General features: G+C 75.5%; 8 protein-coding genes. 3 read left to right on the forward strand and 5 right to left on the reverse strand.

The annotated features are described in order from the left end of the window. Positions 1–7: 7 nt before the first annotated feature. From AC1050_RS10560 to cydC, 3 genes are read left to right on the forward strand one after another with little or no spacing between them, the layout of a single operon-like run. Positions 8–1,174, forward strand: coding sequence for a WxL protein peptidoglycan domain-containing protein (locus AC1050_RS10560; protein ID WP_482387366.1), 1,167 nt, complete (start codon positions 8–10; stop codon positions 1,172–1,174). Then, positions 1,171–3,141 carry an ABC transporter ATP-binding protein/permease gene (locus AC1050_RS10565; RefSeq protein ID WP_482387367.1) on the forward strand — a complete coding sequence of 657 codons (1,971 nt, stop codon included), beginning with the start codon at positions 1,171–1,173 and terminating at the stop codon, positions 3,139–3,141. The genes AC1050_RS10560 and AC1050_RS10565 overlap by 4 nt, the downstream gene beginning before the upstream one ends. Continuing rightward, positions 3,138–4,913: a thiol reductant ABC exporter subunit CydC gene (gene cydC / locus AC1050_RS10570; RefSeq protein ID WP_482387368.1), complete on the forward strand. Its 1,776-nt coding sequence runs from the start codon at positions 3,138–3,140 to the stop codon at positions 4,911–4,913. Before AC1050_RS10565 ends, cydC begins: the two co-directional genes overlap by 4 nt. Before the next feature lie 90 nt (positions 4,914–5,003). On the opposite strand, the gene trmB is transcribed toward cydC, so the two are convergent. The 5 genes from trmB to AC1050_RS10595 all read right to left on the reverse strand — a co-directional run bounded on the left by trmB (position 5,004) and on the right by AC1050_RS10595 (position 11,683). Beyond that, positions 5,004–5,774 (reverse strand): tRNA (guanosine(46)-N7)-methyltransferase TrmB, encoded by a 771-nt coding sequence (gene trmB, locus AC1050_RS10575; RefSeq protein ID WP_482387369.1) that lies wholly within the window; start codon positions 5,772–5,774, stop codon positions 5,004–5,006. A 116-nt stretch (positions 5,775–5,890) separates the two neighbouring features. Continuing rightward, a complete protein-coding gene (locus AC1050_RS10580) occupies positions 5,891–6,670 on the reverse strand; it encodes a VOC family protein (protein ID WP_482387370.1) in 780 nt (259 codons plus the stop codon). 180 nt (positions 6,671–6,850) lie between these two features. Further along, a complete protein-coding gene (locus AC1050_RS10585; protein ID WP_482387371.1) occupies positions 6,851–8,254 on the reverse strand; it encodes a UDP-glucose dehydrogenase family protein in 1,404 nt (467 codons plus the stop codon). Between the two features lie 53 nt (positions 8,255–8,307). Further along, positions 8,308–10,020: a glycoside hydrolase family 26 protein gene (locus AC1050_RS10590; RefSeq protein WP_482387372.1), complete on the reverse strand. Its 1,713-nt coding sequence runs from the start codon at positions 10,018–10,020 to the stop codon at positions 8,308–8,310. Beyond that, positions 10,013–11,683 carry a glycosyltransferase gene (locus AC1050_RS10595; protein ID WP_482387373.1) on the reverse strand — a complete coding sequence of 557 codons (1,671 nt, stop codon included), beginning with the start codon at positions 11,681–11,683 and terminating at the stop codon, positions 10,013–10,015. Before AC1050_RS10595 ends, AC1050_RS10590 begins: the two co-directional genes overlap by 8 nt. Positions 11,684–12,004: the final 321 nt, after the last annotated feature.

The following is a 12,004-nucleotide window of genomic DNA, read 5'->3' on the forward strand; positions in this document are numbered from 1 at the left end:
GCCGACCGTGACCGACGCCCCCGTCCTGCCCCCCGCTGCTCCCGTCCCGCGCGGCACCCGCCCGCGCGGGACGGGACGAGCGGTGGCGGCGCTGCTCGCCGCGGCGCTGCTCCTGCTCGTCCCCGGCCCGGCCGGCGTCGCGGCTGCCGCCACCGACCCCGCTACCGACCCCGCCGCGCTGTCCTGGGGCGTCGTGCCCGCCGACGGCGACCAGGGCACCGGCCGGGCGAACTTCGCCTACGCCGTCGAGCCCGGCACCGAGCTGCGCGACGCCGTCGTGGTCACCAACCACGGGCAGTCCCCCCTGGAGCTCGACGTCTACGCCGCCGACGCCCGCACCACGACCAGCGGCCAGCTGGACCTGCTGCCCGCCGACGAGCCCTCGACCGGCGCGGGCACCTGGGTCGCCCTGGACGTCCCGCACGTCTCCCTCGCGGCCGGAGCGTCCGTCGAGGTGCCGTTCACCGTCCGCGTCCCCGCCGACGCCACCCCCGGCGACCACAGCGGCGGCGTCGTCACGGCGGCCGTCAGCGCCGACGACGGCTCCACCGTGCGCCTGGACCGCCGCCTCGCGCTGCGGATGCACCTGCGCGTCGCGGGCGAGGTCGCCCCCGCGCTCACGATCGAGGGCCTGACCGTCGAGCACCACGGCACCCCGAACCCGGTGGGCGCCGGCTCCGTGGTGGTCCGGTACCGCGTGACGAACACCGGCAACGCCCGCATCGTGGCGACCGAGGCCGTCACCGTCGCCGGCCTGGCCGGCACGCGCCGCACCGTCGAGGCCGTGCCCGCCGACGAGGCCGTCGAGGTGCTGCCCGGCTCGGTCGTCGAGCGCGAGGTCGTGCTCGACGACGTGCGCGCGCTCGGCTCCGTCGACGTCCAGGTCCTCGCCGCCGCCACCGCCGTCGGGCTCGGCGGCGGGGCGACCGCGCGCGCCACCGCCGACGCGTCCGTCGTGGCCGTGCCGTGGGCGTTCGCGGTCCTGGTGCTGGCGCTCGCCGGGGGGATCGTGGCCCTGCTCGTCGTCCGGCGCCGCCGCGCTCGGGCCGCCGTGGCTGTGAGTCCCGTCGCACCCGCCGCCCGCGGGGCCGCCCCGGAGAGCGGTCCGGGGGTGCCGGGTGGCATCGTGCTCCCCGAGACCTCGCGACCGCACGACGGAGGACACCCCGCATGACCGCGCCGCACGCCGCACGACCCGCCGGGGCTCCCGGGACCGGGCCGGGTGGCGGGCACCCCGGTGGCGGGCACTCCGGTGGCCACCCGGGCGGGCGGCCCGGCGGTCGTCCGGCCGGTCACCCCGGTGGCGGGCACCCCGGCCGGCCCGGCGCGGGTCCGGTCGGCCCCCCGCAGGTCCCGACCCCCGCGCTGCCCCGGCGGGTCGGCGTGCTGCCGGCCGTGCTCACCTGGGTCGTCGCCGCGGGGACCACGGCGGTCTACCTGGCGCTCGGTGCCGTGCTGGACTCCGCCCGCACGGGCGACGGCGTGCCGGCCGGGGCCGTCGCCGTGATCGTGCTGGGCGTCGTGGCGCTGGCCGCGGCGGCGTTCGCCGGCCCGCGTCTGAGCCTCGGCGCCGTCGGACCGCGCGAGTCCGAGCGGCGCGACGTGCTGCTGGAGCAGGTGTTCCGGCTCGGCGTCGCGTTCCGCACCCAGGAGCGCTCCGGCCGGTTCGTGTCGACCGCCACCGACGGCGTCGAGCGTGCCGCCTCCTACGAGGCCACCTTCAAGTTCCCGATCGTCGCGTCGATGACCGTGCCGGTGGTCGCGCTGGTGGCGCTGGGTGCCGCCGTCGACTGGGTGGTGGCCGGCTGGCTCGCCCTGGCGCTGCCCGCGATCCCGCTGCTGGTCGGCGGGTTCCAGAAGGCGTTCCGCGGCGTCTCCGTGCAGTACCGGATGACCGCGCGCCGGTTCGCCGCGCAGTTCCTCGACGCGATCCAGGGCCTGCCGACGTCGACGGCGTTCAACCGCGCGGGTGCCAAGGGTGCCGAGCTGGCGCGCGGCGCCGAGCAGCTGCGGCGGATGGTGATGGGCCTGCTCGCGCGCAACCAGCTGGTGCTGCTGGTCATCGACTCGTCGTTCTCGCTCGCGATGGTGACCGCCGCCGCCGGCCTGGCGATGGTGCGGCTGCGGGACGGCGCGATCACGCCGGGGCAGGCGATCGCCGTCGTGCTGGTGTCGACCGTCCTGCTCGAGCCGCTCGACCGCGTCGGCCAGTTCTTCTACGTCGGCATGGGCGGCCGGGCCGCGGTCCGGGAGATCGACGCCGTGCTCGCGCAGCCCGCCACGGCGGGCGACGCCCCGGGTGTGCGCGCGCCCGCGACCAGCACGTTCCACGTGGATCACCGGGCGACGGCCGCCGACGTCGGCCCCGGCGACGGGACCGCCGACCGGCCCGAGGCCGTCGCGCTCGAGCACGTGTCGTTCGCCTATCCCGGCGGCCGCCCGGTGCTGGACGACGTGTCGTTCACCGTGCCCCGCGGCGGGCGCGTCGCGCTGATCGGGCCGTCCGGCTCCGGCAAGAGCACCGTCGCCGCGCTGGTCCAGGCGCACCTGCGACCCGGCTCCGGGCAGGTCCGGGTCGGCGGGCACGACGCGACGACCGTGCCGGTCGACTGGGTGCGCGCGCAGACCGCCGTCGTCGCGCAGAGCACCTACCTGTTCACCGGCACCCTCGCGGACAACCTGCGGCTCGCGGCGCCCGACGCCGACGACGACCGGCTGTGGGACGCGCTCGCGCAGTCGAACCTCGCCGACGACGTCCGGCGGTTCCCCGACGGGCTCGCCACCCGGGTGGGGGAGCGCGGGCTGTCGCTGTCGGGCGGGCAGGCGCAGCGGCTCGCCGTCGCGCGGGCCCTGCTCAAGGACGCGCCCGTGCTGCTGCTCGACGAGCCCACCAGCCAGGTCGACGCCGCGTCGGAGTCCGCGCTGGTCGAGGCGCTGGACCGGGCGGGCACCGGCCGCACCGTGATCCTGGTGGCGCACCGGCTGAGCACCGTGCGCGGCGCGGACGAGGTGCTCGTCCTCGCCGAGGGCCGGATCGTCGAGCAGGGCCCGCCCGACCACCTCGGCGGCATCGACTCCTACTACGCCCGTGCGCTGGACCTGTCCGGTGTCGCCCCGACCGCGACGGAGGCCCGCCCGTGACCGCGACCACCGCCCCGGGCACGGCCGCCACGGCGTCCCCGGCGGCCCCGGGCGCCGACGTCCCGCTGAGCCGGGCCGCGATCTCGCGCCGGCTGGTCCGGTTCGGCCGCCCCGTGCTGCCGCCGCTGGCGGCGTCCCTCGTCTGCCGGGTGCTCGGCCAGCTGCTGGGCATCGCGCTGCTCGGCGTCGCGGCCTGGGGCGTCGCGCGGCTCGCCGACGACCCGTCCGCGCCGGTCGCCCCGGTGGTCTGGACGCTCGTCGTGCTGTCGCTGGTGAAGGGTGTCGTCCGGTACCTGGAGCAGTTCACCGGGCACGCCGTCGCCTTCCGCGCGCTGGCCATGCTGCGCGTCGACTTCTACGACCGCCTCGCGCCGCAGTCGCCCGCGGGCGTGCTGTCGCGACGCACGGGCGACCTGGTGAACCGCGCGACCAAGGACGTCGACAAGGTCGAGGTGTTCTTCGCGCACACCCTGGTGCCGGCCGTCGCCGCGGTCGTCGTGCCCCTGACCGTCCTCGTGGTGCTCGCCGTCGGGTTCGACCTGGTGCTCGCGCTGGTGCTGCTGCCGTTCCTGCTGCTGGTCGGGGCCGTCGTCCCCGCCTGGGGCCGCACGCCGAGCGCCGCCGCGGCCACCCGGGTGCGTGCCGCGCGCGGCCGGCTCGCGCAGCTGGTCACCGAGTCGCTGCAGGGCGTGCGCGAGGTGCTCGCGTTCGGCGCCGCCGACCGCCGCCGCGCCGAGGCCCGGGCCGTCGCCGCCGACGTGGGCACCGGGCTGGCCGGCCTGGCCACCTGGACGGCCCGACGCCGTGCCGCGAACGCCGTCCTGCTGGTCGCCGCCGTCGTGGTGGTGGCCCTGGTCGGGGCCGCGCGGGTCGAGGCCGGTGCCCTGGACTGGGCCTCCTACGCGGTCGCCGTGGTCGTCTCCCTCGCGGTCTTCACGCCGGTGCTCGCCGTCGAGGACGTCGCGCCCGAGCTGGAGCAGGCGTTCGCCGCCGCCCGGCGGATCTGGCGGGTCACCGACGCCGCCCCCGCGACCCGCACGCCCGCCGACCCCGTGCCGCTGCCCGACGGGCCGCTGGACGTGCGGTTCGAGGGTGTCGCGTTCACCTACCCCGCACCCGACGTCGACCCCGACGACCCGGCCGCCGCCCTGGCGCCCGCCGAGCGCCGGCCCGTGCTCACCGGGCTCGACCTGCACGTGCCCGCGGGCAGCACCACCGCGGTCGTCGGCTCCTCCGGTTCCGGCAAGTCCACGCTGGTGAACCTGCTCACCCGGGCCTGGGACCCGGACGCCGGGCGCGTCCTGCTCGGCGGCGTCGACGTGCGGGACGTCTCGCTGGAGGACCTGCGCCGGCACGTCGCCGTCGTCGGCCAGAGCACCTACCTGTTCAACGACACCCTCGCGGCGAACCTGCGGCTGGCCGCGCCCGACGCCACCGACGCCGAGCTGGAGGACGCCTGCCGCCGGGCCGCCCTGCACGACGCGGTCGTCGCCATGCCCGACGGCTACCAGACCCGTGTCGGGGAGATGGGCGAGCGGCTGTCCGGCGGGCAGCGGCAGCGCGTCGCCATCGCCCGGGCGCTGCTGCTGGACGCGCCCGTGCTGGTGCTGGACGAGGCGACCAGCCAGCTCGACGTCGCCACCGAGGCCGAGATCACCGGCGCCCTGGCCGAGGCCGCCCGCGGCCGCACCGTGCTGGTCATCGCGCACCGGCCGGGCGCCGTGCGCACCGCCGACCGCGTGCTGCGCATCGACGACCTCACCCGGGGCTGACCCCGCGGCGATCGGGCCGGCGACCAAGCAGCAACCGGGCCGGGACCAGGTCGGGACCAGGCGGGACCGGGCTGGGCACCCGGCCGGACGTCAGGACGTGCGGGTGGCGACGACGTCGCGCGAGGCGCGGCCCTCCTCGAGGCCGCGGGCCTCGAACTTGGTCACCGGCCGGTGCTCCGGCCGCGGCGTGTAGCCGGCGGAGACGTTCGTCAGCCCGGGGTCGCCCTCGACGACCTCGAGCATCTGCTGCGCGTACTGCTCCCAGTCGGTCGCGCAGTGCAGCGTGCCGCCGACCCGCAGTCGGCTGCGGAGCAGCGCGACGTGCTCGGGGGCGATGATGCGGCGCTTGTGGTGCCGGGCCTTCGGCCACGGGTCCGGGAAGAACACGTGCACCGCGTCGAGCGCGTCCGGGGCGACGAGCCGCCGCACCAGGTCGAGCGCGTCGCCGTGCGCCACCCGGACGTTGGTCAGGCCGGCGTCCTCGACGAGCGTCAGCAGGTGCGCGACCCCCGGCAGGTGCACCTCGACCGCGAGGTAGTCACGGCCGGGGTCGGCGGCGGCCATCTCGACGGTGGTGTCGCCCATCCCGGAGCCGATCTCGAGCACGACCGGCGCCACCCGGCCGAACAGCGCGGCCGTGTCGAGCGTGCCGTCCGGGGCGGTGGGCGGCAGGCCGAGCGCCGGGTCGTGCACGGAGAACCCGAGGCGGGGCCACAACCGCTCCAGGGCCTCGGCGCGGCGCGGGCCCAGGGCGGCCTTGCGCGGGTGGAAGGTGCGCACCGGCTCCCCGGCCGACTTCCGGGCGGGCTGGAACGCGGCCCCGGCGGACGGGGCGGCGGGGCGGTCGTCCGGCGCGGGCACGGCGTCGAGGGTAGCCGCGCGAGCACCCCCGGCGCGCGGCCCGGACGCGCGCCCCGGGACCGGCTCTGGCGACCGGGTCAGGCGACCAGCTCGGGCGACCGGCTCGGGCGACCGGCTCAGGCGAGCGGCGCGCTGCTCGGCTCGGCGGTCGACATCAGCCAGAGGTGCTCGCCGAACGGCCCGGTGACCTCGGCGAGCCGGCCGTACGGCGTGTCCTCCGGCTCGGCCACGACCGCCCCGCCGAGGCGCACGGCGGCAGCGGCCGCCGCGTCCGTGTCGGGCACCGCGAAGTAGACCGCCCACGACGCCTGCGGCCAGTGCGGACCGCCACCGATCCCGCCGACGTCCCGGCCGTCCACCTGCAGCGTCGCGTAGTCGAAGCCCTCGGCGCTGATGTCCTGCAGCCCGTACCCGAACGCGTCCCGGTAGAACGCCCGGGCGTCGGCCGAGCGGGTGGACAGGTGCTCGTTCCAGATCATCGCGCCGGGCTCGTTCACCACCTCCGCGCCGATCGACGTGCCCGCCTGCCAGAGCGCGACCGCCGCGCCGGTGGGGTCCGCGAGCACCGCCATCGACCCGAAGTCCATGACGTCCATCGGCCCGGCCAGCGCCGTCGCACCGGCCGCCGTCGCCCGGTCGGCGTCGGCGCGCACGTCCGACGACGCGAGGAACGTGAGCCAGGCGGGTGCGGCGCCGTCCGGGAGCACGCCGCTCAGCGCGGCGGCGCGGCGGCCGCCCAGCAGCCCCTCGCTGTAGAAGCCGGTCTCCTCCGGACCCACCTGCCACCGCCAGCCGAGCAGCTCGCCGTAGAACCGGCGCCCCGCCTCGAGGTCGGGGACGGCGAGCTCCGCCCAGCAGGGCGTGCGGTCGGGCCAGGGCTGGTCGCGCACGGTCATCGTCGTCTCCCTCGACGTCGGGCCCCGCCGGTCCGGGGCGCCGTGCGCCCATCAGACCACCGCGCACCGACACGCGACCAGACCGCGCGGACCCCGGGGACGGCGAAGGGGGCGTCCCGGCGGACCGGCGCCCCCTCCGCGCGCCGGTCCACCAGGACGCCCCCGTCCGGGGCCGCCGTCTCAGGCGGCGGTGCGGCCCAGACCCGCGAACTGCCAGCCGGCGTCGCGCCAGCGGGCCGGGTCCAGCTTGCCGCGCGCGTCGACGACGCGCGGGGTGGCCGCCAGCGGCGCCAGCTTCACGGCGTCGGCGTTGGCGAACTCGTCCCACTCGGTGAGGACCAGGACGACGTCGGTGCCCTCGACGGCCTCCTCGATGGAGGTCGCGTAGGACAGCGTCGGGAAGGACCGGCGCGCGGTGTCGCCGGCCTCGGGGTCGAAGACCGTCACCTGGGCGCCGCGCAGGTGCAGCGCCGCGGCGACGTTCAGCGCCGGCGAGTCGCGGACGTCGTCGGTGTCCGGCTTGAACGCCGCGCCGAGCACGCCGATCCGGCGGTTCAGCACGGAGCCGCCGCAGGCCTCGACCGCCATGTCCAGCACGCGCTCGCGCTGGCCCATGTTGATCTCGTCGACCTGCTGCAGCAGCGCCGAGGCCCGGTACGCGCCGAGCTCGTTGGCGCGGTGCATGAGCGCGCGGATGTCCTTGGGCAGGCAGCCGCCGCCGAAGCCGAGGCCGGCGTTGAGGAACTGGCGGCCGATGCGGACGTCGTGGCCCAGGGCGTCGGCGAGCACCGTGACGTCGGCGCCGGCGGCCTCGCAGACCGTGGAGATCGCGTTGATGAACGAGATCTTCGTGGCCAGGAACGCGTTGGCGCTGACCTTGACCAGCTCCGCGGTCGGCAGGTCGGTCACGACGACCGGGGTGCCCTCGGCGATCGGGCCGGCGTAGACCTCGCGCAGCGTGGCCTCGGCACGGGCGGAGGTGCCGCCGATGACGATGCGGTCCGGGTGCAGGGTGTCCTCGACGGCCTTGCCCTCGCGCAGGAACTCGGGGTTCCAGACCAGCTCCGCCGACGTGCCGGCGGGCAGCTCGGGCGCGATCAGCTCGCGCAGCCGGGCCGCGGTGCCGACCGGGACGGTCGACTTGCCGACGATCAGCCCGTCCTTGGTCAGGTTGCGGGCGATGGTGGTCGCGGCGGACTCGACGTAGGCCAGGTTGGCGGCGTGGCTGGTCTTCATCTGCGGGGTGCCCACGCAGATGAAGTGCACGTCGCCCCAGGCGGCGGCCGCCGCGAGGTCGGTCGTGAACTTCAGGCGGCCGGTGGCGAGGTGCTTCTCGAGCAGCGGGTCGAGCCCGGGCTCGTAGAACGGCACCTTGCCGGCGGCGAGGGCGTCGACCTTGCTCTGGTCGATGTCGGCGCCGAGGACCTCGAAGCCGAGCTCGGCCATGGCGACCGCGTGCGTGGCGCCGAGGTAGCCGGTGCCGTAGACGCTGATCTTGTGCGAGCCGGCGGGCTCGGGGGCGGGGCCGGAGGCGGCCAGGTCCTCGGCCGCCAGGGTGGCGGCGGAGAGGGACGCGTCGTTCATGGGAGTGCTCCTCACGGTGGGGCGCGGGCTGCGGGGGGTGCGGGTCCGGCGGTTCACGGGGCGGCCGTCGGGGTCGGGGTGGGCGTGGGCACGGCGGTGGGGGCCGGGCTCGGGGTGCCGCTGGGCGCCGGGGACGGCGCCGGGCCCGGCGCGGTCGTCGGGGCCGGGGCCTCGGCCGCCGGCTCGGGGGCCGGCGCCGCGGGCAGCGTCGGGGCCGCGAGCGGCAGGGCGGCGGTGGTGCCGAGCACCGACCCGCCGAACCCGCGGGCGGGGGCGGCGATGCCGGCGCGGAACGCCTCGAGGCTGTTGGCCCGCGAGTCGACCCGCCAGTCGTTCGTCGCCAGCTGGCCGTCGACGTAGGTGCTGACCGCGAGGTTGAACCACGCGAAGCCGATCACGTCGTCGTTGGCGCCGGGGTCGAAGCCCTCGAAGAACGACTTCACCCAGGCGGGCTTGGTGCCGCCGATCTCGGACGCGCCGACCTCGGCCAGCAGGATCTTCTTGTCCGTGATCGCCCGGAGCTGCTCGAGCGTCCGGCCGTAGGTGTACGAGAACGTCGAGTCGTTGTCCGCCTTGTACGGCGGACGCTGGTAGCCGGAGAGGCCGACCCAGTCGACGTACGCGTCGCCGGGGTAGAGCGCCTGCAGGAACTCCTGGCTCTGGTTGGCCGCCGGCAGGTTGTTGACGATGTTCGGCGCCCACACCCAGACGACGTACTGGTTGGCACCGTTGGCCTCGAAGATGTCGTGCACGTGCTGCCACATCTGCACGAAGTCGCCGACGCCGTTGCCGTTGATCGGCGCGCCGGAGCCGGTCTGCTCGGCCCAGGGGTACCAGACGCCGTTCATCTCGTGGTCGAGCCGGATGGCCAGCGGCAAGCCGGTGGCGGCGATGTCCTGCGCGTACTTGGTCAGGTAGGCGTCGAAGTCGCCGGCGAGGATCCGCGGCAGGCTGTAGGCCGGCTCGTCCACGACGTCGTTCTTCGAGGCGATCGGGCGCGACTCCCAGGTGAGCATCGGCAGCATGTCGCGCTCCCAGGCCCGCGTGACCGCGTTGGCCCGGAAGTCCTCGTCCCAGCCGCCGAAGTAGCCGACCATGTTCTGCGTCTGGCCGACGTCGGAGGCCGCCGCGTCGAACGTGGCCCAGTTGAACGGGGCCTGCTCGGTGTACATGCCGAAGTAGCGGGACGACGGGTCCACCAGCTCGGCCTTGGTGGGCGCGGTCGGCTTGGTCGGCGTCGCGGGCGGCGCCGTCGGGTTGCTCGGCACCGGCGTGCTCGGGTTGTTCGGCGTGGCGCCGCCGGAGCCCGCGCCGGCGCCGCCGGCCGCGGCCTTGGAGCCGCTGCGGGAGCCGGACTTCGAGCCCGACGACGTCGAGCCCGTGGACTTCTTGCCGGCGTCGGCCTCGGCGGCGGCCGCCGCGGCCTCGCGCTCGGCCTGGGCCTTGGCGCCGTCGGCCTCGCCCTTCTTGCGGGCGGCCTGCTCGTCGGCCAGGACGTCCCGGAGGGCGTCGGCCTGGGAGCGGCTGGCCTGCAGCTGCCCCTCCAGCTCGGCGTTGCGGGCCTGGAGCGCGAGCTCCTCGGCCGTCGGCTCGTTGGCGGCGGCCCCCACGATCGAGGAGACCGTCGGGGTGTTCCACACCACCAGGGTGATCGCCAGGAGCGCCACGGCGATGGTCGCGGTCGCGATGCGCGCCCGCATGGTCATCCGGCCCATCGTGGGCGCCCACCAGGCCTTGCCGGTGTGCGTGCTCGGTGCGTCAGACATAGAGGAGTGCCTCCAGGGCGAACAGGATCACGGCGATCCCGTAGGGGATGGCGGCCAGCGGGTTGAGCCGCTTGCGGGTCGGGGCGGGGGCAGCCGTACGGGCCTGCCGCCGCGAGCTCTCGGGGAGCGTGGCGAGCGCCGCCTGCCGGTCGGGCGCGGCCAGGTCGGGTGCGGCCAGCACGGCAGCAGCGGCGGGGGCGTTCTCCGGCGCGTCGCCGGCCGCGAGGGCGGCGGGCGAGACGTGCGCGTGGACCGGGGTGCCCGGGTCCGTGGCGTGGTCGCGCTGCGTCGGGAAGCCGCCGGTCGCGTCGGCCGACGTCCGGTCGACGACGTCCACCGGGGCGGGTCCGGCCATCAGGCCGAGCTCGGCCTCGAGCGACTGGTCCGTCGGGGTCTCCTCGGAGAACCCCGGGTCGCCACCGGCGTAGGCGCCGGCGCGGGTGCCCCAGCCGGAGGCGTGCGCCATCCGCAGGAAGCCGAGCAGGCGGACCGGCATGAGGAAGAACGTCGACACGATGATGAAGATCGGGAGCCGGAAGAAGTCGCTGGGGACCTCCTGCAGGTGCCGGATCTGGCGGATCGCCATCGACAGCACGGAGGACACGACCATCAGGCCGATGACCCAGAACCAGCCGGCCTGCGCGCCGTAGGTCTCCAGCATCGCCTCGTAGAGGTTGACGCCGGTGCCGCTGACGGACCGGTAGATCCAGCCGGCGATCGTGCCGACCAGCAGGAACGGCAGGATGATGTCGGCGAGGAAGAAGATCGACAGCACCGGCGCGTGCCCGAGCATCCAGGGCAGCATCCGCAGGGTGTTGTACTGCGACCCGCGCGCCCAGCGCAGCTGCTGCTTGAACAGCTTCTTCACCTGCAGCGGAGCGTCCGTGTAGACCAGGCTCGTGTGCTGGTAGACGGTGCGGTAGCCCTGCTTCAGCGTGAGGTTGGTCAGGGTGCGGTCGTCGGAGACCTCGAGGAACACGCCCATGAACCGCTGCGTCATGAAGTCGTGCATGACCTCCATGAGGATGTGCCGGCGGAACGCGATCGTGCGGCCCGGGAGGCAGCCGACCTGGCCGAGCACCGACTGCGCGGGCATCGAGTAGAGCGACCGCGAGTTCTCGAGCCAGTCCGCCCAGCGGGTGATCCAGGAGCGCGACGGCTCCAGGATGCGCTGGCGGGTGGTGACGCCGCCGACGTTCGAGTCCTTGAACGGCTTGATGAGCTCGGACAGCGCGCCCGGCGTCCAGACCGTGTCGGAGTCGAGCAGCACGGTGATGTCGTACTTCGACAGCTCGGTGCCGATCTTGACGGCGTTGCGCTTGCCCGGGATCGGGGTGTGCACCCAGCGCACGAGGGGCGCGAACTCGTCGCAGACCGCCTCGAGGTCCGGGTTCCGCTTGCCGTTGATGACGACGATGACCTCGTCGGGGCGCTGCTCGGTGACGCGGGTCAGCACGTCGCGGAACAGGTCGAGCGGCTCGTCCACGACGGGGACGATGACGCTGGTGGTCTCGTGGTGCTCGGCCGTCCACGGGCGGTACCGCCGGGACAGGCCCACCTTGAGGAGCCAGAGGGCCCACACGAGGCCGGAGAAGATCGTGAACAGGTACAGCTCGGCGTTGTCGTCGAGCATGTGCCGGATCTGCAGGATGAAGATGAACATCGCTCACCTCGGCGCTGGTCGGGAGGGGAAGAGCCAGCGGCGACGGTGACGCGGCGAAGAGGACGAGATCGGAGAGCGCATCCCCGGCGAGGACGCCGGCGGGCGGAGCGCGGTCCGCTGTGACTCGGTGACGGGCGATCTGGGCAGGGGTGTCACCCGAAAGGGCGGGCGACGAGGTGGTGGCGGACGATCCTGTGAGCCGGATGTGCTCCCGGCCGACGGTGGTCCAAGAGTGTTGGTCGCGACCTCCGCAGCGCAACTCTCTTCGGGCGAATCGGGCACCGTTTGTGACATGTGCCACACGAGCGCTGTCCGGTTTGC

Source organism: Cellulomonas sp. NEAU-ZC6, from assembly GCF_056844425.1.

Excerpts from the sequence above, each read along its gene's own strand:
- AC1050_RS10580 (WP_482387370.1), bottom strand. The coding sequence starts at position 6,670 with ATGACCGTGCGCGACCAGCCCTGGCCCGACCGCACGCCCTGCTGGGCG.
- AC1050_RS10595 (WP_482387373.1), bottom strand. The coding sequence starts at position 11,683 with ATGTTCATCTTCATCCTGCAGATCCGGCACATGCTCGACGACAACGCC.
- AC1050_RS10590 (WP_482387372.1), bottom strand. The coding sequence starts at position 10,020 with ATGTCTGACGCACCGAGCACGCACACCGGCAAGGCCTGGTGGGCGCCC.
- AC1050_RS10585 (WP_482387371.1), bottom strand. The coding sequence starts at position 8,254 with ATGAACGACGCGTCCCTCTCCGCCGCCACCCTGGCGGCCGAGGACCTG.
- AC1050_RS10565 (WP_482387367.1), top strand. The coding sequence starts at position 1,171 with ATGACCGCGCCGCACGCCGCACGACCCGCCGGGGCTCCCGGGACCGGG.